This is a genomic window from Brevundimonas bullata, assembly GCF_003350205.1.
Classification (GTDB): domain Bacteria; phylum Pseudomonadota; class Alphaproteobacteria; order Caulobacterales; family Caulobacteraceae; genus Brevundimonas; species Brevundimonas bullata.
In genome coordinates, this window is the sequence record NZ_QLLC01000005.1 from 93465 (window position 1) to 120165 (window position 26701).

Genomic DNA, 26701 nt, shown 5'->3' on the forward strand with positions numbered 1-26701 from the left:
GGGCCTTTCTCTTTGGGCCTGATAGAAGTCAGGCCGTTTCTTCTTCCTCTTCCTTCACCGCCGCGCCCTTGGTCGGGGTGATGTCGAAGGCGATCTTGCCGTCCTTCAGCTCGACCTTGACGTGTCCGCCGCGCGTCAGGCGACCGAACAGGATGTCGTCGGCCAGCGGCTTCTTGATGTGTTCCTGAATGACGCGGGCCAGGGGCCGTGCGCCATACAGTTCGTCGAAGCCGTTCTTGGCCAGCCAGTCGGTCGCTTCGTCGGTCAGTTCGATGGTGATGTTGCGGTCCGCCAGTTGGCCGTCCAGCTGCATCATGAACTTGCCGACCACCGAACGGATCGTCTCGGCGCCCAGCGGCTTGAAGGCCACGATAGCGTCCAGACGGTTGCGGAACTCCGGCGCGAACAGACGCTGGATAGCCTTGTCGTCCTCGCCCTCGACCTTGCCCCGGCCAAAGCCGATGGAGGCGCGGGCATTGTCGGCGGCCCCGGCGTTGGTGGTCATGATCAGGATGACGTTCCTGAAATCGACCTTCTTGCCGATGGCGTCGGTGAGGACGCCGTTGTCCATCACCTGCAACAGGATGTTGTAGACGTCGGGGTGGGCCTTCTCGATCTCGTCCAGCAACACCACCGAGTGCGGGTGCTGATCGACAGCGTCGGTCAGCAGGCCGCCCTGGTCGTGGCCGACATAGCCCGGAGGCGCGCCGATCAGGCGGCTGACCGTATGGCGCTCCATGTATTCCGACATGTCGAAGCGCTGCATCTCGATGCCAAGCGTGGCGGCAAGCTGCTTGGCCACCTCGGTCTTGCCGACGCCAGTGGGACCGCTGAACAGGAAGGCGCCGATGGGCTTGTTCGGATCACGCAGACCCGCCCGCGCCAGCTTCATCGCCGCCGACACCTGATCGATGGCCTGTTCCTGACCAAAGACCGCCCGCTTCAGATCAGTTTCCAGCTCGCGCAGAGATTCCGTGTCCGACTTCGAGACTGACTTCGGCGGGATGCGGGCCATCTTGGCGATGACGGCCTCGACCTCCTTCTGGCCGATGACCTTCTTGCGCTTGGACTCGGGCAGCAGCATCTGCGACGCCCCCGCCTCGTCGATCACGTCGATGGCCTTGTCCGGCAGTTTGCGGTCGGTGATGTAGCGAGCCGACAGATCGACCGCCGTGCGGATGGCGGCGTCGGTGTAGCGCAGCTTGTGGTGGGTCTCGTAGGTCGTCTTCAGCCCCTTGAGGATCTTCACCGTGTCCTCGATCGTCGGCTCGTTGACGTCGATCTTCTGGAAGCGACGCACAAGGGCGCGGTCCTTCTCGAAGTGCTGGCGGTACTCCTTGTAGGTGGTCGAACCCATGCAGCGCAGGCTGCCCGAGGCCAGAGCCGGCTTCAGCAGGTTGGAGGCGTCCATCGCCCCGCCCGAGGTCGCGCCGGCGCCGATCACCGTATGGATTTCGTCGATGAACAGGACTGCGTTCTCATGCGTCTCCAGTTCCTTGACGACCTGTTTCAGCCGCTCCTCGAAGTCGCCGCGATAGCGGGTGCCAGCCAGCAGCGCCCCCATGTCGAGCGAGTAGATGGTGGCGTCCTTCAGAACGTCGGGCACCTCGCCATTGACGATCTTGCGGGCCAGGCCCTCGGCGATAGCCGTCTTGCCGACGCCGGGGTCGCCGACCAGCAGAGGGTTGTTCTTGGTACGGCGGCACAGGATCTGGATCGAGCGTTCGACCTCGGCATGACGGCCGATCAGGGGATCGATCTTGCCCTTGCGCGCCTTCTCGTTGAGGTCGACGCAATAGGCCTCCAGCGCCTCTCCGCCCGACTTCACAGCGGCGGCGTCCTCGGCCTCCTCGGGGGAGCCCTTGGCGGGTCGGGTCTCGGTCGCGCCCGGCTTCTTGGCGATGCCGTGGGCGATGAAGTTGACCGCGTCATAGCGCGTCATGTCCTGCTCTTGCAGGAAGTAGGCGGCGTGGCTTTCGCGCTCCGAGAAGATGGCGACCAGGACATTGGCCCCCGTCACTTCTTCGCGGCCCGACGACTGGACGTGGATGACCGCGCGCTGGATCACGCGCTGGAAGCCCGCTGTCGGCTTGGCGTCGTCGCCATCGGCCGTGGCCAGGGCGGCCAGGTCGTTGTCGACGTAGAGGGTCAGCGCGGTTTTCAGCGCCACGAGATCCACATTGCAGGCCGTCATGACCGCCGACGCATCCGTGTCGTCGATCAGGGCCAGCAGCAGGTGTTCCAGCGTGGCGTACTCGTGCCGACGCTCGTTCGCATAGCTGACCGCGCGGTGCAGGGTCTCTTCGAGAGGACGAGAAAAGGAGGGCATGGGAAGGATCCTCTCAGTCTTTTTCCATCGTGCATTGCAGAGGATGCTGGTGACGGCGCGCCGTCTCGACCACCTGGGCGACCTTGGTCTCGGCCACTTCGTAGGTGAAGACGCCGCAAACCCCGACGCCATGCTGATGCACATGCAGCATGATGCGGGTCGCGTCTTCGCGGCTCTTCTGGAAGAACCGCTCCAGCACATAGATGACGAACTCCATGGGGGTGTAGTCGTCATTCAGAATCAGCACCCGATAGAGCGAGGGCCGCTGAAGCTTCGGCTTTGTTTCGGTGACGACGGCGGCGCCTGCGCCTCCGCCTTGTTCACCTGGCCGTCTCGTAGGCATTCGTTGTCCGTACTTCGGGGAGAGTCGATGGTTCAGATAGGCAATGATGGCCTGATTTGTAGGGGCGTCCAGTCACAGGGTGCGTGAGCAGCCCAGCTAACCAAAGATTCACGGGACATCGACGAGCCGGGATCGCACCAATGGGCCTCGAATTCGCCTCGATGGACGCCCTCATGACCCTGATCGCTGGACTTATCGCCGCACTGGCTCTGGCGCAGACCCCTGCCGCTGCGCCCGTCATCCCGGACGAGGCGAAGCTGATGCCGATCATCGCCGAGCGCGACACAGCTCTGTTCAGCACCATGTTCGACCGCTGCGATCCGGCGGCCCTGGCCGATCTGGTGACAGACGATCTGGAATTCTACCACGACCGAGGCGGGCTGACGGCGACACGGGCCGTCTTCGTCGCCGACTACGCCAAGGGTTGCGAAGCGCGAAAAGCCCTCGACGCCTGGCGCTCGCGCCGCGAACTCGTGCCCGGCTCGATGCGCGTCTTCGCCATCCCCGGCGTCGGCGCCGTCGAGGAGGCCAGTCATCTCTTCTATGAGCGTCAGGGCGACGGGCCGGAAACCCTGGTCGGTCGCGCCCGCTTCTCGATGCTGTGGCGGCTGGAGGACGGCCACTGGCGTCTGGCCCGCGCCTTCAGCATCGACCACGCGCCAGCATCCGACGCTGCGCCCTGAGGATGCAAAAAGGCCCCGACGTTTCCGCCGGGGCCAGATTGTACGCTTACTGAAAATCGTCAGGCTTAGCGGGCGGCCTGGAAGCTCTCGACGGTCGCGGTGACGCGCTCGTTGATCGGCTTGAAGCTGTCCTTCATCGAGGCGGTGAAGATCTCGGTCGCCTTGCCGAACTGGGCCAGATAGGCCTCGGCGGCCGACTTGGCCCACGAGGTCTGCAGTTCGACCAGTTCCTGCACCGAACGGGCCTGGCTCAGGGACTGGGCGGCGGCGACGCCGTCTTCCCAGCTCTTCTTGGAGAAGGCGAGCGTCTCTTGCGACAGGGCCTCGGCGCCCTTCTGGGCGGCGGCGGCCGACTCGACGACGGCTTCGAGGTTCTTCTTGCCGTGCGCATTCAGCTCGGTCAGCGAGGCGACGGACTTGTCCACGCCTTCGCGGAAAGCCTTGGCGCCCGCAGCCTGGATGTTCTCTGCCTGGGCCTTGGCCTTGGCGGTGTTCTGTTCGACGGTCTTCTTAACAGTCTCGGCGGCGTCAGCCATTGGGACTCTCCTGAAGCGATAAAGGGTCTCGCGAAGAACGGCGTTCATCGCGACAGGGGTCATATGGTGCATGTGCGAAGTGACTTCAAGTGAAAATTGTGCGACGCAACATATGAACGCCGATCACCCTTGACGGCCAAGCCGATCACAACTCCGTTGACGGCTTGTTTACCCTCTCGAAACCCGCAGAGCCGATGTTAGCCTTTGTAACGCGCGGTGATCAGGGTCGTCATCGCGCCACAGTGACGAGGCTAGTAGATTGACCATGAACGCCGTATTCCGCCGTCGCTTCCTGGCCGCCCTTGTTCTGGGCGGCGTGGTTCTCACGCCAGCTCTCGGCGCGCCGCCGCCGGTCGCCCAGTCCTCGGACAACTCACGCTACGCTTCCATCGTGGTCGACGCCGCCTCGGGCGAGGTGCTGTTCTCGCGCTTCGCCGATGCCCGGCGCTACCCTGCCTCCATCACCAAGGTCATGACCCTGTACCTGGTTTTCGAGGCGCTTGAATCCGGCAAGGTCAAACTGACCGACAATCTGACGGTCTCGCCTCGCGCCGCCTCGCAACCGCCGTCGAAGCTGGGCCTGGCCGCTGGTCAGTCGATCAGCCTGGACGACGCCATGAAGGCCACGGCGGTCCGCAGCGCCAACGACATGGCCGTGGTCCTGGCCGAGCACATCGGCGGCTCCGAGGCCCAGTTCACCGCCCGCATGACGGCCAAGGCCCGCGAACTGGGTATGGACCACACGCGCTTCACCACCGCCAACGGCCTGCCCGACACGCGTCAGGCGACCACGGCGCGCGACCTGTCGATCCTTAGCCGCGCGGTGATGCGCGACTACCCGCAGTACTATCGCTACCTCGGCCTGCACGACTGGTACTACAACGGTCGCGACTATCGGAACACCAACGGCCTGCTGGCCACGAACCGCGGCTACGACGGCATCAAGACCGGCTTCACCAACGCCTCGGGCTATAACCTCGCCGCCTCCTCGGTGCGGGACGGCAAGCGGATCATCACCATCGTCATGGGCGGCCGCTCGACCGCCAGCCGCAACGCCCACGTCGCCGAGCTGATGGACACCGGCTTCGAAGTCCAGCGCCGCCGCGGCCAGGGCGAGCGCATCCAGGTGGCCCAGGCCTTCTTCGAGCAGCGCGGATACGGCATCAGCGCCGATCCCAACCCGCCGGTTGAATACGCCTCGGCCTCAAGCGAAGACGGCGAAGGCGTGGGCGCGACCGCTGTGGCCTATGTCGCCGGCCCGCCCCCCGCCAACCTGCCGACCCAGGTGACGCCGCCGCCCTCGGCCAGAGCCGCCGCAGCCCCTCGCGCCACGGCGCCGGCCCAGCGCGCGGAAGCCCCGCGCACGCCCGAAAACCTGACCGCCTCGCTCAACGGCGGTTCTTCATCGTCCACACGCCGCGTCTCTTCCGCCGCCACGCCCGCACGCACCCCGTCTCGCGAAGCCGCCCGCACCCCGGCCGGTCGCTGGACGGTTCAGGTCGGCGCCTTCCGTGACGAGGCCGTAGCGCGCACCTGGCTGAACGATGTCAGCCGCCGCTTCCGCACCCAGTTCACAGAGGCGCAACGCGACGTTCAGAACGCCGACGGCTGGTACCGCTCGCGCTTCACCGGCATGACCCAGGCCGCCGCCGAAGCCGCCTGCGAGACCCTGGGCGAACGCCGCGTCACCTGCATGGTCATTCGCCCCAGCTAGATGCCCCTGCCCTGACCGTTGCGCCAACCGCCCTCGGCCAGACGCCGGGCGTAGTCGGCCACGTCCGACGGCCAGGCCTCGATGGCGGCGTCAAACGCCGCCCAGTCGCCCGCGAACAGCATCCGCGTCGCCTCCTCATAGCCGGGCTGGTCGCCCGCCATGGCCGTCATGAAGCGATAGGCGGCCTCGCGGCTGGCGCGCACGCGATCCGGCCCTTCAGCCTCGCGCAGGGCGTTTTCCACCAGCTTCCGCAGCGCCACAGACGCTCCGCCCGGCTGGGCCGCCAACCAGTCCCAGTGACGCGGCAGCAGGGTCACTTCGCGCGCCGTGACGCCCAGCCTGGGCCGCCCCGGCCCTCGCTTCTCGACCGGCTCTGACGGCGCCAAACGCGCCAGAACCGCGTCCAGATCGCCGCGCAGATCAAACTCGACCGGACGGGCGTGGGCGTCGTCGAACACCAGCACCACCTCACCCGCGTCGTGCGCGGCCTTGACGGCAGCGGCGACCTGGGACGGCGCGCCCGAAGCGATCATGCGATCTCCGGCGAAAGCGGTGCAGGCAGCGGTGGTCATCGTCAGTTCCTCGAAGGGCTGCGACGATTTATCCGGGCAAAAAATGCGCGTCAATATTACCCGGATTTATTTACCGCGAGCGTTCGCCGCTGCTGAACGCGCCGGCGACCCAGCTGACCAGTCCGGTGATGATGGCCGCGCCGATCCCGGCCCACAAGCCATCGACAACGAACCCGCCCAGGAACCAAGCCGTCAGCCCGATCATCGCCGCGTTCACCACCAGCAGGAACAGGCCCAGCGTCACAATGGTCAGCGGCAGGGTCAGGATGACCATGATCGGCCGCACGATGGCGTTGACCAGACCCAGCAGAACCGCCGCCGCGACCAGGCTCCCGGTCGAGGTGAAGTCCACCCCCGGCACGATCTGGGCCGCCAGCCACAGCCCCAGGGCGGTGACGACGGCTTGAATGATGAAACGCAGCATGGAAGGCGATCTCCGTGAACCTTGACCATATAGTGCCTCAGATGGCGTTTCGCTCCCGTGCGAAATTCGCCCTGCCCTGCTAGCCTCGACGCGACACCTCTGACGGAGCCTCCCCATGAGCCTTCACGGCGCCTACGACCCCGACAACATATTCGCCAAGATCCTGCGCGGCGAGATCCCCAGCGTGAAGGTATGGGAAGACGACGACGTCCTGGCCTTCATGGATGTCTTCCCCCAGTCCGAAGGTCATGTCCTGGTGGTGTCCAAGACCTCGCAGGCGCGCAATCTGCTCGAGATCGAGCCCGAGGTCCTGACCAAGCTGACCGTCGCCGTTCAGCGCACCGCCCGTGCGGTGGAAAAGGCGCTGAAGCCGGACGGTCTCAGCCTGATGCAGTTCAACGGCGAAGCGGGCGGCCAGACCGTCTTCCACCTGCATTTCCACATCATCCCGCGCTGGGGCGACCGCGCCATGAAGGGTCACGGCCACGCCCCCATGGCCGAGGCCGAACAGCTCCAGGCCCTGGCCGCCCGGATCGCCGCCGAACTGGACTGACTACAGCGGGCCTTTGAAGATGAAGAAGGCCCCGCCCGCGATCAGCGAAAAGCCGACCAGATGGTTCAGGGTCAGCTTTTCGCCGAGGTAGAGCACCGAGAAAACGGCGAAGACCAGCAGGGTGATCACCTCCTGCATGGTCTTCAACTCGGCCGCCGAATAGACCTGATGGCCGATGCGGTTGGCGGGCACGGCCAGGCAGTATTCAAAGAAGGCGATACCCCAGCTCAGGATCACCACGATCCACAGCGGCTTGGCCCCGAATTTCAAATGCCCGTACCAGGCGAAGGTCATGAAGACGTTGGACAGGGCCAGCAAAAGGATCGGCGTGAGGTAGGGCGTCATCGGCATGCGCGGACTGTGCTTGCGTCCTGACGATTCCACCAGCATAAGGCGCCAACGGCCGGCTTAGCTCAGTTGGTAGAGCGCCAGTTTTGTAAACTGGATGTCGCGGGTTCGATTCCTGCAGCCGGCACCATCCTCTTCGGCCGCCTCCCTCCATGACCGAGACGACCAACAAGCTGGGCCACAAGATCGGGGCGCGCGGGGCGCGAACCCGTAGGGCCATCCTTGACGCGTTGCGCGGCCTTCTGAACCATCGGCATCTGGGCGAAATCCGCGCCGCTGACGTGGCCCTGGCGGCGAGCGTTTCCGCCCCGACCTTCTACACCTACTTCAAGTCCGTCGAAGAAGGGCTGCTGATCCTCTGCGAAGAGGCCGGCGAGGACTTCCAGCGTCTGGCCAAGCATATTCACGCCGACTGGACCGGCGACCGCGCCTTCGAGGCGGTGCGCGCCTATGTGCTGGAAGTGCTGGCTCTGTGGGGCGACCACGGGCCGGTGCTGCGGGTCGAGCATATGCTGGCGGACAAGGGCGAGCCCGAATTCGCCGAAAGCCGCATCAGGCGGATGCGCCGACTGCACCTGGCGCTGGAACGCCGCATCGCCCAGGCCAAGGCCAACGGCATGCACCCCCAGGGCCTGAGTCCCCGCCTGACCTCCTACGAGACCGCCAATCTGGTGGAATCCGTCGCCGCCGGCTTCGCCCTGATGCGCCGCGCCGACACCGCCGAGGCCATCGTCGACACGACGGCCCATATCGTGGTCAAGCTGACGACGGGACGCTGACGCCCCCAAAAGGCGTCAGCTTCATTCCTGGTGGGCCGCGGTCAGAAGGCTCCGCCTTGACTGCTGCGCGCCGCCCTTCGGGTCTCGACCCGACGCGGCCTTATCGCCTCAAGCAGCGCGAAGCGCGTTAGGCCGCCAAGATGCCTAACCCCCGCCCAGCGCCACCGCCGTATGATAGACGATGAAGGCGCCCAGGTAGGCCAGGCCGAACATGTAGCCCACCATGATCAGAGTCCACTTCATCGAGCCGGTCTCGCGGCGCACGACGCCGATGGTCGGCAGGCACTGCGGCGCGAAGACGTACCAGGCCAGGAAGGCCAGACCCGTGGCCAGCGACCAGTCCGCCGACAGGACCGAGGCCAGGGCGCCGACGTTCTCTTCAGCGCCAGCGACAGCATAGACCGTCCCCAGGACCGCCACGGCGACTTCGCGCGCCGCCATGCCGGGCACCAGGGCCACGACCATCTGCCAACTGAAGCCGATGGGGGCGAAGATGGGCTCCAGCGTCTTGCCGATCATGCCGGCGAAGGAATAGTCGATGGCCGGTCCCGTCGCGCCTTCCGGCGGATAGGGGAAGGTCGACAGCGCCCAGACGATGATCATCAAGGGCAGGATGATCTTGCCCGCGCGACGCATGAAGATCTTGGCGCGCAGCCACAGATTGAACAGCACGCTCTTGATGTCGGGGATCTTGTAGGCCGGCAGCTCCATCATGAAGGGCTCGACCGCGCCACGCCAGAAGACCTTGCGGATGACCACCGAGACCAGAAGCGCGCTGATAATGCCGGCGGCGTAGAGGCCGAACATGACCAGACCTTGCAGGCTGACGAAGCCCCAGACCGTCTCGTTCGGAATGAAGGCGGCGATGATCAGGACATAGACGGGAATCCGCGCCGAACAGGTCATCAGCGGCGCGATCAGGATGGTGGTCAGCCGGTCGCGTTTCGCCTCGATCACCCGCGTCGCCATGATGCCGGGAATAGCGCAGGCGAAGCTGGACAGCAGGGGAATGAAGGCGCGGCCATGCAGCCCTGCCCCGCCCATGATCTTGTCCATCAGGAAGGCCGCACGCGCCATGTAGCCGAAGTCTTCCAGCACGATGATGAACAGGAAGATGATCATAATCTGCGGCAGGAAGACCAGGACGCTGCCCACCCCGCCGATCAGGCCGTCGACGATCAGGCTTTGCAGCAGGCCGTCGGGCACGACCGCCGCGACCCAGCCGCCGACCAGGGCGAACAGGGCCTCGATGCCGTCCATCGCGGGCGTGGCCCAGGTGAAGACCGCCTGGAACATGACGAACAGGACGCCCAGCAGGATCACCAGCCCCGCGACCGGATGCAGCAGGACGCTGTCGATCTTGCCGGTCAGGGTGTCCGGCCGCTCTGGCGCGCGGACGCAGGCCTTCATGATGCGCTCGGCCTCGCGGTGGGCGGCGCGGATTTCTGTGGCGGACGGCGCATGCCATTCGCTGTGGGTCTCGCCCACGGCCAGATCGGCCTGTCCTTGCGCGGCGGCGACCAGTTCGGCGATGCCGCGCTTGCGCGTCGCCACGGTCGTGACCACCGGCGCGCCGATCTCGGCCGACAGCTTCTCGAGGTCGATACGCAGACCCTGACGCTGGGCGATATCGTACATGTTCAGCGCCAGCACCATCGGCCGCCCGACCTGCTTCAGCTCCAGCGCCAGACGCAGGACCAGCCGCAGGTTGGTGGCGTCGGCGACGCAGACCACCACGTCCGGCGGCGTCTCGCCCGGCAGAGCGCCCAGAACGGCGTCGCGTGTGACTTCCTCGTCCAGGCTGCGCGCGCGCAGGGAATAGGTGCCCGGCAGGTCCAGCACCGACAGGCTGCGGCCGTCGGCGGCGTGGATGCGGCCTTCCTTACGCTCGACGGTCACGCCGGCGTAGTTGGCGACCTTCTGGTGGGCGCCGGTCAGGGCGTTGAACAGAGCGGTCTTGCCGCTGTTGGGATTGCCGACCAATGCGATACGGGCGGTGCGAACGGCCATGTCCATCAGAGGCCTCCCTCATCAAGACGAATGGTCAGACTGGCCGCCTCATGCCGACGCAGGGCTACCCGCATATCGTCCACCTTGATGGCGATGGGGTCGCGACCGAACAGGCCTTCGTGCAGCAACTCGACGTGCGCGCCCTCGACAAAACCCAGCTCCAGCAGGCGACGCTCCAGCTCGATCTCGTGATCCTGATGGTGGCAGTGCGTGCCGACCTGAACGATGACGCCGCGGTCGCCGCGACGGGCCTGGCTGAGTTTGATGGTGTCGGTCATGGCGCTCATTACGACGGCGCCCGGCGCCGCTCACTTAAGTTGACAGTGATTATCAGCTGCGAACGGTTCGCGTCCAGTAACGATAACCGGCGCCGTTGCGACTAAACGCCCATCGGCTATCAAGGACGTCTGGCCTATGGAGTCCGGCATGCGCACCACCCTTATCCTTTCCTCCGTCCTGACCGCCTCGCTGGCCCTGGCCGCCTGCGGCGAAACCTCAGCGCCCGCTGCCGATGCGACGCCCAAGGCCCCGCCGCCGCCCGCTCTGACTGAGGCTGAAAAGGTCGCCGTTCTGGCCGCCCTGCCCGCCCCCTATAACGCCGGCGACCTGGAGAACGGCCGTCGCGCCTTCGCCCGCTGCCGCTCCTGCCACACGATTACACCGGGCGGCCCGAACATGGCGGGCCCGAACCTCTACGGTGTCTTCGGACGGCAAGCCGGGGCGCTGGACAAGTACAGCTACTCGCACGCCCTGCGCACGGCGGGCTTCACCTGGGACGCCGAAAAGCTGGATCACTGGCTGGAAAACCCCAAGACCTTCCTGCCCGGCAACAAGATGACCTTCGCCGGCCTGCGCGACGCCACGGACCGCCGCGACGTCATCGCCTTCCTGAAGGTGGAAACCGGCTATGCCCCCGAAACGGCGAAGGCCGCCGCTGTCGCGACGGCCCCCGCTTCCTGATCTTTAGCCTTAAGCGCCCTACCCCGGACTCATGTCCGGGGTCTTGCCCTCGGCGATCTCCTGGGCCTCCCATTCCTCGATCTTGCGCGCGGTATATTCCGGCGACCGGGTGAAGCGCGCCAGCACGCCATAGATGACCGGCACCACGAACAGGGTCAGGACGGTGGCGAACATGGCCCCCGAGAAGATGACCACGCCGATGGTCTGACGGCTGCCCGCGCCCGCGCCTTGCCACAGCACCAGCGGCAGGGCGCCGAAGGCCGTCGCAATCGAGGTCATAATGATCGGACGCAGACGCAGCGCCGACGACTCGATGATGGCTTCGCGAATGGACCGGCCCTGATCGCGCAACTGGTTGGCGAACTCGACGATCAGGATGCCGTTCTTGGCTGCGACCCCGATCAGGATGATCAGGCCGATCTGGCTGTAGATGTTCAGGCTGGAGCCCGCCATCAACAGACCGAACAACCCGCCCGCCGCCGCCAGGGGCACCGTCAGCATGATGACCGCCGGGGTGATCCAGCTTTCGAACTGGGCCGCCAGCACCAGGAAGACCAGCAGCAGAGCCAGGGCGAAGGCCCAGCCCACGGCGCTGCCCGCCTCCTGTTGATCGCGCGCCGCGCCGCCCCAACGGATCGTCGCCAGACCCTGCGGCTGCTTGGCGACCTCTGCGTTCAGGAAGGTGATGGCGTCGTCGATGGTCATGCCGGGGTTGAGGTCGGCCTGCAGCGAGATGGCCCGCTGGCGATCCAGACGACGGCGATCAGGCGTATCGCCCGAGGTCTGGGTCGTGACCACCGCCGACAGCGGCACCAGCTGCCCGGCCCCGGTCGAGACATAGAGGGCCTCAAGGTCGGCCACTTCGCGGCGGTTGTCGCGCTCGGTCTGCAGGATGACGTCGTATTCCTGACCGCCCTTGATGTAGGTGGTGGCGCGACGCGACCCGAACATGGTCTCCAGGGTCCGGCCGATCTGCTGCGATGACACGCCCAGAGCCGCCGCCTTCTGCGGATCGACATCGACCAGCAGACGCGGCGCGTTCGGCTCATAGTTCAGGCGCGGACGCGAGAAGCCGGGGTTCTCCTGCGCCGCCGCCAGGATGGGCTGGAGCCAATCATAGATCGGGCCATATTCGGAGCCCGTGACGATCATCTCGATCGAGTTCGAGTTGCCGCCGCCGCGCTGGAAGGCGCCGGGGGTCGAGGCGTTGACCTGGGCGTCGGTCTGACCGCGCAGCTTGCCGTTCAGTTCCTGGGCGATTTCATCGGCCGAGCGTTTGCGCTCGGACCAGTCCTTCAACGTCAGGCTGGCGTTGCCGGAGTTGTAGCTGCCGCCGCCGAATCCAGGCGCCGAAACCAGATAGGAATCGACCTCGCCGTTTTCCTTGTACTCGGCCAGGATCGGCTCCAGCCCCAGCATGATCTTGCGGGTGTAGTCATAGCCGGCGCCTTCCGGCCCCTGCACGCGAATGCCGACGCGGCCCCGGTCCTCGGGCGGCACCAGTTCATTGGGCAGGGTCAGGAAGATGCCCCCGGCCCCGGCCGCCACCAGAACGATCAGCCCGACCACGCCGCCCACGGCAGCACGACGCCCCAGCAGAGCGTTCAACGAGTTGGCGTAAGAGGTCTTCAGCGCGTCCATGGCCCGGTCGACCCGACGCGCGACCCAGCCGCCGGTGTGAGCAGGCTTCAGGATCTTGGACGCCAGCATGGGCGACAGGCTCAGCGCCAGGAAGGCCGAGAAGGCCACGGCTGCGGCGATGGCCGCCGCCAGTTCGACGAACAGACGCCCCACATAGCCTGGTAGGAACAGCAGCGGCGCAAACACCGACAGCAGCACCACGGTCGTCGCCACGACGGCGAAGAAGACCTGACGCGCCCCGCGCTCGGCCGCGACCAACGGCGGTTCGCCCAGGTCCAGGCGGCGCTGAATATTCTCGACCACGACAATGGCGTCATCGACCACCAGGCCGATGGCCAGCACCAAGGCCAGCAGGGTCAGGAGGTTCAGAGAAAAACCGAGCGGCGCCAGAACGATGAAGGTCGCCAGCAGGCAGATGGGCGCCACCACCGACGGGATGATCGCCGCCCGCAGACTGCCCAGGAAGATGAAGTTGACCAGGGCCACCAACGCCATCGAAATACCGATGGTGATCCAGACCTCGTCAATGGCGTGAGAGGTGAAGACCGAGTTGTCCGAACCGATCTCCAGCGTCGTGTCGGGCGGCAGGGTCGGCTGCACCTGCGCCATCAGGGCGCGCACGCCATCGGAAATGGCCAGGTCGTTCGACTGGGCCTGACGCGTGACGGCCAGGCCGATCTGATCCAGACCATTGCCGCGGAACATTCGACGCGCCTCGGACGGCGCTTCCTCGACACGGGCGATGTCGCCCAGACGCGTGACATAGGCGGCGTTGCCCAACAGGGCGCCGGTGACGCCGTTGGTCATGGCGGTCGTCGCCCCCGCCAGCGTGCCGGAGGCCTGGGCCCCCGTGGCGGTCGAGGCCGAACCCCGCGTCCCGATGGGAAGCTGGGCGAAGTCGGCGGGCCGCGCATAGGTGCGGGCGACGCGGACGGTGTAGTCCTTCTGCGTCGATTCCAGCGAACCGGCCGGCAGCTCGACGTTCTGGTTGGTCAGGGCGGTTTCGACGTCGCTGACCGTCAGACCGCGCGCGGCCATGGCGGCGGCGTCCAGCCAGATGCGCATGGCGTAGCGCTGCTCGCCATAGATCTGCACCTGGGCCACCCCCGGCACGGTGGCGAAGCGGTCCACCAGATAGCGGTCGGCGTAGTCGGTCAGCTCCAGACGGTTCATCGTCGTGGAGCGCAGGAACATGACCATGATCGGTTGGCTGTCGGAATCGGCCTTGGCCACTTCCGGCGGGTCCGCCTGATCCGGCAGACGCCCGACCACGCGCGAGATGCGGTCGCGCACGTCGTTGGCGGCGTCGTCGATGTTGCGGTCCAGCGAGAACTCGATGTTCACATTGGAACGGCCGTCGCGGCTGGACGAATTGATGCGCTCGACGCCCTGGATGCCGGCGATCTGCTGCTCGATCGGCTCAGTGATCCGGCTCTCGATGACCTCGGCGGAGGCCCCGGCGTAGCTGGTGCTGACCGACACCACCGGCGGATCGACGTCCGGCAGTTCCCGAACCGGCAGGAAGAAGAAGGCCGCCAGCCCGATGACGCACAGGACGATGGCCGCCACCGCCGCAAAGACGGGGCGCCGAACCGAAAGATCAGACAGCATCATTTGCGGGCCGCCTCGGCGGTCGGCGTTCCGGCCTTCTGACCGTTCTTGTCGCTGGCGGCGCCGACGCGGACGGGCGCGCCCGGTTGAATGCGGTTCAGGCCCGAGGCCACAACGCGATCATTGCTGTCCAGCCCCGACAGGATTTCAACATAGCCGCCCTCGACGGCGCCGGCCTGGATTTCGACGCGTTGAGCCGTCGTGCCGTTTTCGCCGCGTGCGATGCGATAGACGAAGGCGCCCTGGCCTTCATACTGAACCGCGGCCTCGGGCACCGCCAGGCTCTGGCGCCGGCCCTGCTGCACGGCGACGCGCATCATCATGCCGGGACGAATGCGACCGCCCGGATTGGCGAACTCGGCGCGCGCGATTACGGCGCGGGTCTGCTCGTTGATCCGTGTGTCCAGCAAGGCGATGCGGCCCGAGAAGCTCTCGCCCGCATAGGCGTCAGCCGAGGCGACCAAAGGCGTGCCGACCTGCAGCACGCCCAGGTAACGTTCCGGCATGGGGAAATCGACGCGAATGGCGCTGGTGTCGTCCAGGGTGGTGATGACGGACCCCGGCGAGATCAGCGTCCCAGGCGTCACCGTGGTCAGACCCAGAACCCCTGTGAAGGGAGCCCGGATGACCCGGTCGCCGCGACGGGCTTCCGCAGCAGCCACGGCGGCGCGGGCCGACTGCAAGGCCGTCTCGGCGGTCTCGGCGGTCACGCGCGGCGCGACGCCGCGTTCGGCCAGGATCTTGTAGCGATCATATTCGCGCTGCGCCTGCGTCAGCTGGGCCCGCGCCTGGATCAGGTCAGCGTCCTCTTCACGCGCCTGAAGCTCGACCAGGGGCGTCCCCGCCGCAACCCGCTGACCGTCCGTGAACATGACCCGCGTGATCAGTTGGGTCGTGTTGGAGGTGATGTTGACCGACTTGCGGCTGCGCGCCACGCCCAGGACCCGGATCTGATCGGCGAACTCGCGCGGGATCACGACCGCCTCAGCCACCACCTGACCACGTCCGCCGCCCGGACCGCCGCCGGGGCCGCCCCGACCGGGACCGCCTGCGCCGCCCTTGCTGTCGTCAGCGAGCGTGATCTTCAGAACCGCCGCCAGGACCATGAGTCCAACCAGACAGGCCGCAGCGATGATGAAAAAATGGCGTTTGAACACGCGACGCAGTCTCCCCGACGACAAGCGGTCCCGCTTAACGGGTCGCGGTCGTTACGCAAATAAAGTTCCTGTAACGTTGGCGCGTTCGGTTTCCGTCGCGGAAATCCGCGTCAAAAACGGCGCCAGACCCCGACGACGGGCCCGCCGGCCACGGGCGTTTCTCGGCCAGCGACCGCCTGACGCCATCCGGCCTGAAGGCTCCAGGGACCGAAATCCCGGACGACAGACAACTCGACTGACAGCCAGCGCGCGCCGTCCCCGTCCACCGCTCCGCCGAACCCTTGCGCCATCACCATCCAGTTCTCGCTGACGTGCGCCCCCGCTGTGACGTCCAGCCGCACCTCGTCCGGCAGGCCCTGACGCCAGCGCCGCGCGACCTGCGCCTCTACGAAACTGCGTTGCGGCATCCACTTTGCGCCCGAGCCGTCGATCGCACGTCCGGCCAGCAGCCGCGCCTCCCAGTCGCTGTCGCCGGCCCCCGGCTGGGCGTAGCCCGCGTTGCGCCCCGCCCCGCCCTGGGCATAGCCCGCATAGACGGCCACGACATTCGCTTCGTCCCGATACGCCTGCCACCGCGCGCCGATCTCGAGCGGCCCGCGCCCCTCGTAGTCGGCATAGTCGTCGCGCCCCGACTGCCAATCTCCCTTGAACTGCAGGGTCAGCCGGTCGCTCACGCCGTACTCGACAAACAGCGACGCCGCACGGTCCACGCGTTCCGCCGGCAGGTCCGTCCGACCACCGGGGCCGAACTGCTGGTCGGCCCGCATGTCCTCGTATTTCACAATCGCCTGCCCGTGCCCCTTGGGCAGGTTCCACGCGCCGGCCCCGGCCTCAGATGCGACCGCAAGCCCCGCCAAACCGATCAGCAGCCCCCCGACTGCTCTCACACGTCGTAGCCCGGAGATTTTCGCTCCAGCTGACGCAGGGCGCCCGGCCAGGCCAGGGCCGAGATAAAGCCGATCCCGCGTCCCTGATCCTTCGTCTCGGCCTGGGCGGCGTCCGGCGCGATCAGCACCTGATCGCGTCCGCCCGACAGGGCCGCGACCTGCTGGGCGCAGGCCCGCTCCAGGAAGAAGATCCCCACCCAGGCCTGGGCGGCCGTCTCGCCGACCGCCATCGTGCCGTGGTTGCGCAGCAGCATCAGCGGCTTGTCGCCCAAGTCGGCCACCAGCCGCTCGCGCTCGTCGTGGTTCAGCGCCAGCCCTTCATAGCCGTGATAGGCGACCTGATGTTGCAACAGACAGGCGTTCTGGCTGATGGGAAGCAGGCCGTCCTTCTGCGCCGCCACCCCCACCCCGTTCACCGTGTGCAGGTGAATGACAAACTTGGCGTCCTCGCGCGCGGCGTGGACCGCCGAATGGATGGTGAAGCCCGCCGGATTGATGAAACTGGTCGTGTCCTGAACAATGTTCCCGTCCAGATCGACCTTCACCAGAGAAGAGGCTGTAATTTCATCGAAATACCAGCCGTAGGGATTGATCAGAAAATGATGCTCCGGCCCCGGCACGCGGGCCGAGACATGGGTGAAGATCATGTCGTCCCAGCCGTGCAGCGCCACCAGCCGATACAGGGCGGCCAGTTCGACCCGCGCCTGCCACTCAGCCTCTGACACCCGCGACTTCAGCGACGCCGCCGATCCGTCCGCCATGACGACCTCCCTTATCCTTGTTCGGTTGAGCCTCGCCCCGCGCCGTCGCGGCGTCAAGCGACCCGCGTTCGTCGCGGAAGGTTTTCGTTAACCCTGTTTTCACGTCATCAGGATGAGTATGCCGCGCGGCCAAGGCGGCCGTCTTTCGATAAGCGGAGCCGCCAGTGTCCACAGTCGTTCCGCTAGACCCCGAAAAGCCCTCTCAGGCCGTGCCCCTGGCGGGCCTGAATCAGTTGCTGGATCTGGCCAAGACACGCTCCCCTGACGATCAGCATCGCCTGCTGATGGGAGTGGCCGGGCTCTACGAATCCGCCGCCGACCATGGCGGCGCCCCCGAAGCCCTGGCCGATATCTTCGTCGCCCTGACCCGCAGCGCCGAACGCGAAATCCGCCAGGTCCTGGCCCAGCGGCTGGCCAAGGTGGAATGGGCGCCCGTCGCCCTGGTGCGGATGCTGGCCGCCGACGAGATCCAGATCGCCCGCCCCGTGATCGCGGCAAGCCCTCTGTTGCTGGACGACGACCTGCTGCAAATGCTGACCGACTGTTCGATCGAGCATCAGATACAGGTCGCCCTGCGTCCCGACCTCGGCGCCGTCGTGGCCCAGGCCATCATTGCCGGCGGCGATCCGGCGGTGATGACCGCCCTGGCCACCAACCGCAGCGCACGGATCGAACCCGCCGCCTTCGCGGACCTGGTCGAGCGGTCGCGTCAACTGGCCGCCCTGCGCGCGCCGCTGACCCGTCACCCGTCGCTGGACGAAGATCTGGCGCTGCGCCTGTATCAGTGGGTCGGCGAGGCCCTGCGCCAGGCCATCAGCGACCGTTTCACCATCGACCCCGCCCGTCTGGCGCAAGCCGTCCAGAGCGCGGCCCAGACCACCAGCCGCACCGCCGCCGAATGGGGCGCCGCCCCGCCCCCGACCGCCGACGACATCGACGCGCGACTGGTGGCCAAGCTGCACGCGGCCGGTCAGTTGCGCCCTGCCTACCTGATCCGCGCCCTGCGTGAGGAAAAGCTGGGCGTCTTCGCTCACGGCCTGGCGGTTCTGGGCCGGTTCGAGGTCTCGCAGATCTATCGCGCCCTGGGCGGCGATACGGCCCGCCCTCTCTTCCTGGCCTGCATCGCCGTCGGGCTGGACCGCGCGGCCTTCCCGGCCCTGCTGACGGAAATCCGCAAGCTGAACAAAGGCTTCCCGCGCGACCCTGACAGCTCCGCCTGGCGTCTGGCCGAGCGCTCAGCGGATCAGGCCGCCTATGAGTTTCGGCTGCTGATGGCGGATATCGACGCCGCTTCCGTTTGACACAGCCCCTCGGCTCCGCTTGCCTAGCGCCGTGAACACGCCCGCCCCCCTTGCCCTGACCTTTGTCGCCAGCGACCGTCTCGAAGCCGAGGCGGCGCGCGTGCGCCTGACCGAACGCTACGGCTCGGTTCCGGTGGCCGAGGCTGATGTCATCGTGGCCCTGGGCGGCGACGGCTTCATGCTGGAGACCCTGCACAACAACCTGCAACTCCGCACGCCAGTTTACGGCATGAACCGGGGCTCGGTCGGCTTCCTGATGAACGACTATGAGGAAGACGACCTGCTGGAGCGCCTGGCCGAGGCCGACCGCACCGTCATCCATCCCCTGCAGATGGACGCCTGGGTCGAGAGCGGCGAGGTCCACAGCGGCCTGGCCATCAACGAAGTCTCCCTGCTGCGTCAGACGCGCCAGACCGCCAAGCTGCGCGTCAGCATCAACGACAAGGTGCGGCTGGAGGAACTCAGCTGCGACGGCTGCATGGTGGCCACGCCCGCCGGCTCGACCGCCTACAACCTGTCGGCGCACGGCCCCATCATTCCTCTGGACGCGCCCAGCCTGGCCCTGACGCCCATCAGCGCCTTCCGTCCCCGGCGCTGGCGCGGCGCCCTGCTGTCGCACACGGCGCGCGTCCGGTTCGAGGTTCTGGAGCCTGACAAGCGCCCCGTCAGCGCCACGGCGGACAATTTCGAAGTCCGCCGCGTCACCCGCGTCGAGGTGCGCGAACGCCGCGACATCAGCCTGACCATGTTGTTCGACGCCGGGCGCTCTTTCGAAGAACGCGTCATGGCCGAACAATTCACCAGCTGACCGTCACGGCTTTTTAAGGCTCGGCGGCGCAGACTGCGGATACGAGTTCAGGAGCCCGTCACGTGAGCAACCCTCCCCAGATCATTCGTCCCCCCAATGCGCTGCGCGCCAAGGTCGGCGGTTTCGGCGGCATCGACGCCAACGCCATCGCCAAGGCCGAGGCCGCGCTCAAGGCCATGTCGGCCCAGTTCGGCCAGTGGCTGAACGACGAGATCGTCAAGCTGGATCAGGCCCAGGCCGACATCCGCGCCAAGGGCTATACCCCCGAAACCGCCGAGGCGCTGTATTTCCGCGCCCATGACCTCAAGGGGCTGGGCGCCACCTATCAGTACCCGCTGGTAACGCGGATCGCCGGATCCCTGTGCCGCCTGATGGACGATACCGACAAGCGGATGCAGGCGCCGCTCGCCATTCTGGACGCCCACGTCGACGCCATCCGCGCCGTGGTCCGCGACGAGATTCAGACCGACGAGCACCCGGTGGGCCGCGATCTGGCCGAAACCCTGGAAGCTCGGGTCGCCGAACATCTGGCCTGAAGGCCGCCCCATAAGAAAAGGCGCCGCCGTTGCCGGGGGCGCCTTTTCTTATGGGGTGAAAGCTGAGAATCAGGCGGCGCTGACCGCCGTTTCCTCGTCCTGGACAGAGGCCATGGGCCGGTCCAGCCGCTCCATCAGATAGGACAGGTCATCGCGCGAGGCATTGGGCCGCTGGCTGAGGAAACGCTCCAGCATCCTTTGTCTGAACGCCTCGCTGGCGACATCCCCGCCCTCGGCCTGAAGCGCCCGCCAGGTGTCGACGCCGGCGCGGAAGGCCTGGAACAGGCGCGGCGGCAGGCCGGCCCGGTCATAGATGGCCTTCAGCCCCAGCGGCCCGGCGTCATGCACCATCAACCAGGCGCGATGATGCGGCGTGCCCGTCAACTCGGCCAGGGCGTGCTCGAACAGGGCCATCTGCCCCCGCGCCAGCGCCCGCAGCAGCAGGGAGGCGTTCAGCACCTTGCGTGCGTTCAACCCGGCGACGAAGGCCGGCAGGTCGTTGCTGACCCGCGCCTGATCGACCAGATCGATCGTCACCCGTTCGCGCGTGAACTGGGCGAACTGGATGGCGGTCTCAGGGGCCACAGCGTGACGCGTCACCAGGTGCTCGCGCACCGCGTCGCTGGCCAGGGCCACCAGGCGCTCGGTCACAGAAAGCGGCAGAACCTGACGATAGGCGATGGCCGAGATGATTTCGGAGGCCTGGCCAAAGCGGTCGATGACCAAGCCGAGCGCGTCTTCGGACAGATCGGCGTTGTCGTTGGCGGCCAGGGCGCGCACCGCCGAGCGGCAGCCCTCCGCCGCCAGCACCGTGGCCACGTCGCGCGGCACGCGGTCGCGCGAGGCCACCGCGTTCTGACGCACCGCCGATCCGGCGCGAACGATCTCGATCAGGTCGTCGTCGGTAAAGGCCGGTGAACAGGTGATGATCGGCAGGGCCACGCTGTCCACGTCGGCGACCAGACGACGCGCGACCTCGCGCGGCATCAGGTCCGAGGCCTTGAGCGTCACCGCCAGGGCCCGACGCACCAGTTCAGCGGCGTCATTGGCCAGAACACTGAGAATCTTTTGCGCCGCCGCGCGGTCGGCGTCGTCCAACGCCATCCGGTCAATGCTGCGACACAGCTTGTGCGCCGCCGCCGCGCGCTCGTCTTCCGCATCCGACTTGATCAGACGCCTGATGTCGCTTTCCGTCAGTCGTGCGCGGTAGGCGGTCATGCGGGAGCTCGCGAGCTAGGCGGGGCGAAGAATCAATCGTCACGCTTAGCTTTACATAGTTAACGTCTCGTTAGGAGTGAGACGAAACCATGTTCTTCAGGCCGCCGTCTCAGAGGGCGGCGCAAAGGCTCCGCCAAAGCCGCTGCTCTTGCCGCCCTGACCGTCCTGCCCCAGCAGCAGAGCCAGCAGGCTCTGGTCCTGCTTCAAGCGATCCAGACGCGCCGCCAGCATCCGGTCCTTGTCGCTCAGATCCGGCGCGGCCTTGACCGCAGAGCCCACGCCCGCCGCCGGAGCGCCGTCGCCCGCCGTCCGTTGCAGGTTGGCGTGCACCTCGGCCACCGTGGCGTGGCGGCCGTTGCGGTAGAAGATCGAGCGGTTGGCCGAGGCCGCGTCGGGGAACAGCGAGGCCGCGCTGGCGCCCGGCCGCGACTGCATGGCCTCCATCAGCTTGGCGGCGCCCGCCGGGCCGAGGAAGTGAGCGGCATAGAGATCGCCCGCGCCCGGCTCCCGCCCGGTGCGGCCGCGCAGATAGGCGGCGTTCGACGCCGTCAGTTCCGCCGCCATGGTCGAGGCCGCCTGGGCGTCGAAGCGCAGGTCCAGCACCACGTTGCGAGCCGAGCCCTGCACGCGCCAGCGCCCGTCGTCGCCGCGATGGATCAGGTCGGCGTACTGGCCATAGCCATGCTTGGCGCCGTGCTGCTTCACTGTGGCCAGCCAGGTCTGCTCGATAAACTGGAACAGGCCTGAGGCCGAAGAGGTGCCGGCCCGCGCGGACGGGTTCATCGCGCTCTCGCGACGCGCCGTCTTCATCAGGAAATCGAAGTCCACGCCGGTCGTGCTGGACGCACGCCGGATGGCCGCTTCAACCCCGCCAGATGATGGAATCGCTCCTACGCTCATATGGTTGACGGTCGCTAACCAAGGTTAACGAACCCCTAACGGTCAAGCGCCGCAATATCGCCGCAAGCTTGGCGCGAACTTCGTTACGTGGGCTCTGGGGAGGGCCAACGACAGGAGGCGTTGAAGGCCATGATGATCAGAACCGCGGGCGGCCCCGGACTGGTGAGCCCGATAGACTTTTCCGAGCGCAAGAAGCCGATTCCCCGCTGGATGTGGGCGGCGATCGGGGTGTCGGCCCTGGTCCACGTCGGGGCCGGTGTCTGGCTCTACAATCAGCGGTTCGAACTGGCGGATATTCCCGCCGTCGAGGACGGGCCGGTGACGCGCATCGACATCCTGCCCATGCCCAAGCCGCCCGAGCCGGCCGTCGCGCCCAAGGCCCCGCCCGCGCCGACGCCGCCTCTGCATCGCCCAGAGACGGTCATCGCCTCGCCCGTCGCGCCGCTTGAGGTTCCGGTCGCGCCCGTCACCACGACGGACGCCGGCCCGGCCATAAACCTGACCGCCCCGGCCAGCGAGCCCTCGACCGGCACAACCGTCTCGGCTGAGCCCGTCCGCACGCCGCCGGTCATCACCAACCCTGACTGGGTGCGCAAGCCTTCGGGCGAGCAGATGATGCGCGCCTACCCGGCGGCGGCCGAATCGCGCGGGATCAGCGGCGTGGCCAATCTGTCCTGCCTGGTGAAGGTGGACGGGACCCTGACCGGCTGTTCGGTGTCGTCCGAGACGCCGGGCAATCAGGGCTTTGGTCGGGCCGCCATGGGCCTGACCCGCTACTTCCGCCTCAGCCCGCGCACGGTGGACGGCCAGGCCGTCGACGGCGCCCGCGTCAGCATGGCCATTCGCTTCACCCTGCCTCAGGATTGATCCTCAGGGCTAGATGAAGCGACGGGGGGCGAGGGTCGGTACTTTCGAGGACCGGCCCTCGACTTCGTCCGCCACCACGCCTGCGACCAGCGGCCCCAACAGCCAGCCGTTGCGACGTGGCCCCAGGGCCAGGTGCAGCCCCTGCCCGACCGTCCCCGCCATCGGCAGACCGTCCGGCGTCGCCCCGCGCACGCCCGCGCGCCACGTGATCTCCAGCGGACGCCGCGCCTGACCCAGAACGGCCCAGGCGGCGTCCAGCATCTGGGCGCAGCGTTCAGGGTCGGGCGTCAGCGATCGCTGTCCCGCCTCCATCGTCGCCCCGATCACGCAGCCCTCGCCCATCGGCGCGACATAGGCGCCGGGACCGCGCACGACATGATCGGTCAGCCGCTCGTTCACCACGCCGATCTGGCCCCGGATCGGCGTGATCAGGGCGATCAGGCGGACGGCCGCTTCAGGCAAGCCCTCCAGCGCCGCCCCCGCCCCCGTCGCCAGCACGACCTGATCCGCCTCGACCGGACCCGCCGTGGTTTCAACGCGCCAGCCTCCGCCGGAGGACGACAGAGCCGTTGCGCGGGCTTCCAGCACGCGCACGTCGCGGCTCAGCGCCGCAAGCGCCTGTTCCGGCTCAACCTTCCAGTCTTCGTGCGTGGTCAGTCGCCCCGCCTCCCGGTCGAACTCATGCTCGAACCCCAGCGCCGCCAGTCGCGCCGCCAGAACCTCAACGTTCCCGCCTCGCCATTCGGCCAGGTCGCGGTCCAGCCGAACGCCAGTCGCCGCCGCGAAATCCGACCACGCATCGCGGGCGCGTCGCAGCAACTCAGCATGGTCCAGGCTCAGGTCGTCGACCGCGCTTTCCATCGCCGGGGCGATCATGCCCGCCGCGACACCTGAGGCGTTCAGTCCGCCGGGATCGACCACGGTCACGCCATGGCCGCGCTGGACCAGTTCCGCCGCCGTGCACAGGCCCAGAACGCCCGCACCGATGACCAGGATGTCTTGAGAATTGAAAAGGGGCACGGTCAGTCCTTCGACCGACCGCGCCCCGATTTCAACCCGGCTTTCGTCTTACTCGGCGGCGAGCTTGGCCGCGCGGGCCTCTTCCAGACGCTTGGTCAGGGCCGCGTGTTGGCCCCACAGGGCCTTGGGCAGACGGTCGCCGAACTTCTCGTAGAAGGCGGGGATCAGGGCCGCTTCCTCGGTCCAGACGTCGGCGTCGACGTCCAGCAGGATCTTCAGATCGGCGTCCGACAGGCTCAGGCCCGACAGATCGAGCGCATCCTTGGTCGGCACGCGACCGACCGGGGTGTCCACGGCCTCGGCCTTGCCGTCCAGACGCTCGACGATCCACTTCAACACGCGGGCGTTGTCGCCAAAGCCCGGCCAGACGAACTTGCCTTCATCGTTCTTGCGGAACCAGTTGACGAAGAACAGACGCGGCAGCTTCGACGCATCCGCCTTCTCGCCCAGCTTCAGCCAATGCGCGAAATAGTCACCCATGTTGTAGCCGCAGAAGGGCAGCATGGCGAAGGGGTCGCGACGCAACTCGCCGACCTTGTTCTCGGCGGCGGCGGTGCCTTCCGAGGCCACGGTCGAGCCCATGAAGACGCCGTGCTCCCAATCGAAGGCTTCCGTCACCAGCGGCACGGCCGAGGCGCGGCGACCGCCGAACAGGATGGCGTCGATCGGCACGCCCGCCGGGTCTTCCCACTCGGGCGCGATGGCCGGGCACTGGCCGGCGGGCGCAGCGAAGCGGGCGTTGGGGTGAGCAGCAGGCTCGCCCGAGGCCGGATCATGCGGCTGGCCCTTCCAGTTCGTCAGGCCCGCAGGCGCTTCCTTGGTCAGGCCTTCCCACCAGACGTCGCCGTCAGCGGTCAGGGCGACGTTGGTGAAGATGGTGTTCTTCGCCAGGGTCTCGAGCGCGTTCAGATTAGTGTTGCGGCTGGTGCCGGGTGCCACGCCGAAGAAGCCCGCCTCCGGGTTTACGGCGTACAGACGACCGTCCTCGCCGAAGCGCATCCAGGCGATGTCGTCGCCGACCGTCTCGGCCTTCCAGCCGTCCAGCGCCGGTTGCAGCATGGCCAGGTTGGTCTTGCCGCAGGCGCTCGGGAAGGCGGCGGCCACATACTTGGACACGCCCTCGGGGCTGGTCAGCTTGAGGATCAGCATGTGCTCGGCCAGCCATCCCTCGTCGCGGGCCATGATCGAGGCGATGCGCAGGGCGTAGCACTTCTTGCCCAGCAGGGCGTTGCCGCCGTAGCCCGAGCCATAGGACCAGATTTCGCGCGTTTCCGGGAAGTGGACGATCCACTTGTCGTCATTGCAGGGCCACGGCACGTCGGCCTGACCTTCAGCCAGGGGCGCGCCCAGGGTGTGAACAGCGGGCACGAAGACGCCGTCGGCGCCCAGCATGTCCAGCGCCGGCTTGCCCATGCGGGTCATGACGCCCATCGACACGGCGACATAGCCGCTGTCGGTGATCTCGACGCCCAGAGCAGAAATCTTGGAGCCCAGCGGGCCCATGCAGAACGGGACGACGTACATCGTCCGGCCCTTCATGCAGCCGTCGAACAGACCGTCCAGGCGATCCCGCATCTCGATCGGATCGGCCCAGTTGTTGGTCGGGCCGGCGTCGGCCTCGTCTTCCGAGCAGATGAAGGTGCGGCTCTCGACGCGGGCCACGTCCTTGGGGTCCGAGGCGGCGTAGTAGCAGCCGGGGCGTTTGGACTGGTCCAGTTCCTTCAGCGTGCCCTTGGCGATCAGGTCGGCGACGATGGCCGACTTTTCGGCCTCAGAGCCGTCGCACCAATGCACCCGGTCCGGCTTGGTCAAGGCCGCGATCTGCGCGACCCAGGCGACCAGACCCTTGTGGTCGGTCGGCGCGGGATAGAGTCCGGGAATCGATACGTCTGCAGTCACAACATGGTCTCCTGAACCGGGCCGCCCGACGATCTGACGCCGTCGTGACGAGTCGGACGCTGATCACGTCCTGTTTCAGGCGCAATGCCATCTGAGGCGACGCAAGGTCAACCGTTGCCGCAATTCACTCCCACCGGAATGAATTTGCTGCGCCGCAGCAAGTTTTCCGGTCGCGACCGACCCTTGCCAGGGATAACAAGACCAGATGCGAACCATGGACACCCTCTCCGCCCTACCCGACGGCGCCCTGGCCTCGCCGGCCTCGGATCGCAACGCCGAGCCCATCCTGAAGCTGCTGCGCGCCCATCTGCCCAAAAACGTACGGGTGCTCGAGATCGCGGCAGGTTCAGGCCAGCACGCCGTCGCCTTTTCCAGCGCCCTGCCCGGTCTGAGCTGGACGCCCAGCGACCCCAGCCCCGAGGCCCGCGCCAGCATCGCCGCCTGGACGGCCGAGGCCCACCTGAGCAATCTTCAACCCCCGCTGGCGCTGAACTGTCTGGATGAGACAACCTGGCCGGACGCGCCGTTCGACGCCCTCGTCTGCATCAACATGATCCACATCAGCCCTTGGTCGGCGACGGAAGGGCTGATGACGCTGGCGGAACGCGTCCTGCGCCGACCCGGCGGACTGCTCTATCTCTACGGCCCCTATCGCGAGGCCGAGGTTGCGCTGGCCTCTTCAAACGAAGCCTTCGACGCCAGTCTGAAGGCCCGCGACCCGGCCTGGGGCCTGCGCGATCGGGACCAGGTCGTCGCCCTGGCCCGATCACACGGTCTGACGCTGACGCTGCGAACGGAAATGCCCGCCAACAACATCAGCCTTCTATTCAGACGAACCTGATCC

26 protein-coding genes and 1 tRNA gene are annotated in these 26701 nt (G+C 67.1%); 11 read left to right on the forward strand and 16 right to left on the reverse strand.

Annotated features, from left to right (window positions below; all coding sequences use genetic code 11):
* Window positions 1-28: 28 nt before the first annotated feature.
* Window positions 29-2329: an ATP-dependent Clp protease ATP-binding subunit ClpA gene (gene clpA, locus DXK21_RS03720; RefSeq protein ID WP_114816434.1), complete on the reverse strand. Its 2301-nt coding sequence runs from the start codon at window positions 2327-2329 to the stop codon at window positions 29-31.
* Window positions 2330-2342: 13 nt separating this feature from the next.
* Window positions 2343-2672, reverse strand: coding sequence for an ATP-dependent Clp protease adapter ClpS (gene clpS, locus DXK21_RS03725; RefSeq protein WP_105564763.1), 330 nt, complete (start codon window positions 2670-2672; stop codon window positions 2343-2345).
* Between the two features lie 140 nt (window positions 2673-2812).
* Here clpS and DXK21_RS03730 point away from each other — a divergent pair, with 140 nt between their 5' ends.
* On the forward strand, window positions 2813-3355 hold the full coding sequence (locus DXK21_RS03730) for a nuclear transport factor 2 family protein (protein ID WP_245945086.1): 543 nt from the start codon (window positions 2813-2815) through the stop codon (window positions 3353-3355).
* Window positions 3356-3420: 65 nt separating this feature from the next.
* Here the strand turns inward: DXK21_RS03730 and DXK21_RS03735 are convergent, their stop codons facing one another.
* Window positions 3421-3891, reverse strand: coding sequence for a phasin family protein (locus tag DXK21_RS03735; RefSeq protein WP_114816435.1), 471 nt, complete (start codon window positions 3889-3891; stop codon window positions 3421-3423).
* Between the two features lie 265 nt (window positions 3892-4156).
* Here DXK21_RS03735 and DXK21_RS03740 point away from each other — a divergent pair, with 265 nt between their 5' ends.
* Window positions 4157-5605 carry a D-alanyl-D-alanine carboxypeptidase gene (locus DXK21_RS03740; RefSeq protein ID WP_114816436.1) on the forward strand — a complete coding sequence of 483 codons (1449 nt, stop codon included), beginning with the start codon at window positions 4157-4159 and terminating at the stop codon, window positions 5603-5605.
* On the opposite strand, the gene DXK21_RS03745 is transcribed toward DXK21_RS03740, so the two are convergent.
* Entirely contained in the window at window positions 5602-6177 is a 576-nt protein-coding gene (locus DXK21_RS03745; protein WP_114816437.1) for a DUF2239 family protein, read from the reverse strand. The genes DXK21_RS03740 and DXK21_RS03745 overlap by 4 nt on opposite strands.
* 70 nt (window positions 6178-6247) lie before the next feature.
* Window positions 6248-6601, reverse strand: coding sequence for a phage holin family protein (locus tag DXK21_RS03750; RefSeq protein WP_114816438.1), 354 nt, complete (start codon window positions 6599-6601; stop codon window positions 6248-6250).
* A gap of 115 nt (window positions 6602-6716) precedes the next feature.
* On the opposite strand from DXK21_RS03750, the gene DXK21_RS03755 reads away from it, so the two are divergent.
* Window positions 6717-7154 (forward strand): HIT family protein, encoded by a 438-nt coding sequence (locus tag DXK21_RS03755; protein WP_114816439.1) that lies wholly within the window; start codon window positions 6717-6719, stop codon window positions 7152-7154.
* On the opposite strand, the gene DXK21_RS03760 is transcribed toward DXK21_RS03755, so the two are convergent.
* On the reverse strand, window positions 7155-7505 hold the full coding sequence (locus DXK21_RS03760) for a DMT family protein (protein ID WP_105564781.1): 351 nt from the start codon (window positions 7503-7505) through the stop codon (window positions 7155-7157).
* A gap of 51 nt (window positions 7506-7556) precedes the next feature.
* On the opposite strand from DXK21_RS03760, the gene DXK21_RS03765 reads away from it, so the two are divergent.
* Together DXK21_RS03765 and DXK21_RS03770 are read left to right on the forward strand one after the other, a co-directional pair.
* Window positions 7557-7632: transfer RNA gene (locus DXK21_RS03765), tRNA-Thr, on the forward strand.
* Window positions 7633-7654: 22 nt separating this feature from the next.
* Window positions 7655-8281: a TetR/AcrR family transcriptional regulator gene (locus tag DXK21_RS03770; RefSeq protein ID WP_114816440.1), complete on the forward strand. Its 627-nt coding sequence runs from the start codon at window positions 7655-7657 to the stop codon at window positions 8279-8281.
* A gap of 144 nt (window positions 8282-8425) precedes the next feature.
* Here DXK21_RS03770 and feoB read toward each other — a convergent pair whose 3' ends face one another.
* Both feoB and DXK21_RS03780 read right to left on the reverse strand, forming a co-directional pair.
* Window positions 8426-10297, reverse strand: coding sequence for a ferrous iron transporter B (feoB, locus tag DXK21_RS03775; protein WP_114816441.1), 1872 nt, complete (start codon window positions 10295-10297; stop codon window positions 8426-8428).
* The gene (locus tag DXK21_RS03780) at window positions 10297-10569 is read right to left on the reverse strand and encodes a FeoA family protein (RefSeq protein WP_114816479.1); all 273 of its coding nucleotides are present in this window, start codon (window positions 10567-10569) and stop codon (window positions 10297-10299) included. The genes feoB and DXK21_RS03780 overlap by 1 nt, the downstream gene beginning before the upstream one ends.
* A 148-nt stretch (window positions 10570-10717) precedes the next feature.
* Between DXK21_RS03780 and DXK21_RS03785 the strand changes: the two genes are divergently transcribed.
* On the forward strand, window positions 10718-11251 hold the full coding sequence (locus tag DXK21_RS03785) for a c-type cytochrome (RefSeq protein WP_114816480.1): 534 nt from the start codon (window positions 10718-10720) through the stop codon (window positions 11249-11251).
* A gap of 18 nt (window positions 11252-11269) precedes the next feature.
* Here DXK21_RS03785 and DXK21_RS03790 read toward each other — a convergent pair whose 3' ends face one another.
* From DXK21_RS03790 to DXK21_RS03805, 4 genes are all read right to left on the reverse strand, one after another.
* Window positions 11270-14503 (reverse strand): efflux RND transporter permease subunit, encoded by a 3234-nt coding sequence (locus DXK21_RS03790; protein WP_211305962.1) that lies wholly within the window; start codon window positions 14501-14503, stop codon window positions 11270-11272.
* A complete protein-coding gene (locus tag DXK21_RS03795) occupies window positions 14503-15660 on the reverse strand; it encodes an efflux RND transporter periplasmic adaptor subunit (RefSeq protein ID WP_114816443.1) in 1158 nt (385 codons plus the stop codon). Before DXK21_RS03795 ends, DXK21_RS03790 begins: the two co-directional genes overlap by 1 nt.
* A 110-nt stretch (window positions 15661-15770) precedes the next feature.
* A complete protein-coding gene (locus DXK21_RS03800) occupies window positions 15771-16547 on the reverse strand; it encodes a hypothetical protein (RefSeq protein WP_245945087.1) in 777 nt (258 codons plus the stop codon).
* Window positions 16544-17308, reverse strand: coding sequence for a class II aldolase/adducin family protein (locus DXK21_RS03805; protein ID WP_114816444.1), 765 nt, complete (start codon window positions 17306-17308; stop codon window positions 16544-16546). The genes DXK21_RS03800 and DXK21_RS03805 overlap by 4 nt, the downstream gene beginning before the upstream one ends.
* 164 nt (window positions 17309-17472) lie before the next feature.
* Here DXK21_RS03805 and DXK21_RS03810 point away from each other — a divergent pair, with 164 nt between their 5' ends.
* From DXK21_RS03810 to DXK21_RS03820, 3 genes are all read left to right on the forward strand, one after another.
* Entirely contained in the window at window positions 17473-18609 is a 1137-nt protein-coding gene (locus DXK21_RS03810) for a DUF2336 domain-containing protein (protein WP_245945088.1), read from the forward strand.
* Window positions 18610-18640: 31 nt separating this feature from the next.
* Window positions 18641-19417: an NAD kinase gene (locus DXK21_RS03815; protein WP_114816445.1), complete on the forward strand. Its 777-nt coding sequence runs from the start codon at window positions 18641-18643 to the stop codon at window positions 19415-19417.
* Window positions 19418-19479: 62 nt separating this feature from the next.
* Window positions 19480-19953 (forward strand): Hpt domain-containing protein, encoded by a 474-nt coding sequence (locus DXK21_RS03820; protein WP_114816446.1) that lies wholly within the window; start codon window positions 19480-19482, stop codon window positions 19951-19953.
* Window positions 19954-20022: 69 nt separating this feature from the next.
* Here DXK21_RS03820 and spbR read toward each other — a convergent pair whose 3' ends face one another.
* Both spbR and DXK21_RS03830 read right to left on the reverse strand, forming a co-directional pair.
* On the reverse strand, window positions 20023-21171 hold the full coding sequence (gene spbR / locus DXK21_RS03825; protein WP_114816447.1) for a SpbR family protein: 1149 nt from the start codon (window positions 21169-21171) through the stop codon (window positions 20023-20025).
* A 96-nt stretch (window positions 21172-21267) separates the two neighbouring features.
* A complete protein-coding gene (locus DXK21_RS03830) occupies window positions 21268-22071 on the reverse strand; it encodes a transglycosylase SLT domain-containing protein (RefSeq protein ID WP_114816448.1) in 804 nt (267 codons plus the stop codon).
* A 129-nt stretch (window positions 22072-22200) separates the two neighbouring features.
* On the opposite strand from DXK21_RS03830, the gene DXK21_RS03835 reads away from it, so the two are divergent.
* The gene (locus DXK21_RS03835) at window positions 22201-22938 is read left to right on the forward strand and encodes a TonB family protein (RefSeq protein ID WP_114816449.1); all 738 of its coding nucleotides are present in this window, start codon (window positions 22201-22203) and stop codon (window positions 22936-22938) included.
* A 9-nt stretch (window positions 22939-22947) separates the two neighbouring features.
* On the opposite strand, the gene DXK21_RS03840 is transcribed toward DXK21_RS03835, so the two are convergent.
* Together DXK21_RS03840 and DXK21_RS03845 are read right to left on the reverse strand one after the other, a co-directional pair.
* Window positions 22948-23958, reverse strand: coding sequence for an NAD(P)/FAD-dependent oxidoreductase (locus DXK21_RS03840; protein WP_245945089.1), 1011 nt, complete (start codon window positions 23956-23958; stop codon window positions 22948-22950).
* 48 nt (window positions 23959-24006) lie between these two features.
* Window positions 24007-25857, reverse strand: coding sequence for a phosphoenolpyruvate carboxykinase (GTP) (locus tag DXK21_RS03845; protein ID WP_114816450.1), 1851 nt, complete (start codon window positions 25855-25857; stop codon window positions 24007-24009).
* A 214-nt stretch (window positions 25858-26071) separates the two neighbouring features.
* Here DXK21_RS03845 and DXK21_RS03850 point away from each other — a divergent pair, with 214 nt between their 5' ends.
* On the forward strand, window positions 26072-26698 hold the full coding sequence (locus DXK21_RS03850) for a DUF938 domain-containing protein (protein ID WP_245945090.1): 627 nt from the start codon (window positions 26072-26074) through the stop codon (window positions 26696-26698).
* The last annotated feature ends 3 nt before the right edge of the window (window positions 26699-26701 follow it).

Coding starts and splice junctions, on each gene's coding strand:
- clpA (WP_114816434.1), bottom strand. CDS start 2,329: ATGCCCTCCTTTTCTCGTCCTCTCGAAGAGACCCTGCACCGCGCGGTC.
- clpS (WP_105564763.1), bottom strand. CDS start 2,672: ATGCCTACGAGACGGCCAGGTGAACAAGGCGGAGGCGCAGGCGCCGCC.
- DXK21_RS03730 (WP_245945086.1), top strand. CDS start 2,813: ATGGGCCTCGAATTCGCCTCGATGGACGCCCTCATGACCCTGATCGCT.
- DXK21_RS03735 (WP_114816435.1), bottom strand. CDS start 3,891: ATGGCTGACGCCGCCGAGACTGTTAAGAAGACCGTCGAACAGAACACC.
- DXK21_RS03740 (WP_114816436.1), top strand. CDS start 4,157: ATGAACGCCGTATTCCGCCGTCGCTTCCTGGCCGCCCTTGTTCTGGGC.
- DXK21_RS03745 (WP_114816437.1), bottom strand. CDS start 6,177: ATGACCACCGCTGCCTGCACCGCTTTCGCCGGAGATCGCATGATCGCT.
- DXK21_RS03750 (WP_114816438.1), bottom strand. CDS start 6,601: ATGCTGCGTTTCATCATTCAAGCCGTCGTCACCGCCCTGGGGCTGTGG.
- DXK21_RS03755 (WP_114816439.1), top strand. CDS start 6,717: ATGAGCCTTCACGGCGCCTACGACCCCGACAACATATTCGCCAAGATC.
- DXK21_RS03760 (WP_105564781.1), bottom strand. CDS start 7,505: ATGCCGATGACGCCCTACCTCACGCCGATCCTTTTGCTGGCCCTGTCC.
- DXK21_RS03770 (WP_114816440.1), top strand. CDS start 7,655: ATGACCGAGACGACCAACAAGCTGGGCCACAAGATCGGGGCGCGCGGG.
- feoB (WP_114816441.1), bottom strand. CDS start 10,297: ATGGACATGGCCGTTCGCACCGCCCGTATCGCATTGGTCGGCAATCCC.
- DXK21_RS03780 (WP_114816479.1), bottom strand. CDS start 10,569: ATGACCGACACCATCAAACTCAGCCAGGCCCGTCGCGGCGACCGCGGC.
- DXK21_RS03785 (WP_114816480.1), top strand. CDS start 10,718: ATGCGCACCACCCTTATCCTTTCCTCCGTCCTGACCGCCTCGCTGGCC.
- DXK21_RS03790 (WP_211305962.1), bottom strand. CDS start 14,503: ATGCTGTCTGATCTTTCGGTTCGGCGCCCCGTCTTTGCGGCGGTGGCG.
- DXK21_RS03805 (WP_114816444.1), bottom strand. CDS start 17,308: ATGGCGGACGGATCGGCGGCGTCGCTGAAGTCGCGGGTGTCAGAGGCT.
- spbR (WP_114816447.1), bottom strand. CDS start 21,171: ATGACCGCCTACCGCGCACGACTGACGGAAAGCGACATCAGGCGTCTG.
- DXK21_RS03830 (WP_114816448.1), bottom strand. CDS start 22,071: ATGAGCGTAGGAGCGATTCCATCATCTGGCGGGGTTGAAGCGGCCATC.
- DXK21_RS03835 (WP_114816449.1), top strand. CDS start 22,201: ATGATGATCAGAACCGCGGGCGGCCCCGGACTGGTGAGCCCGATAGAC.
- DXK21_RS03850 (WP_245945090.1), top strand. CDS start 26,072: ATGGACACCCTCTCCGCCCTACCCGACGGCGCCCTGGCCTCGCCGGCC.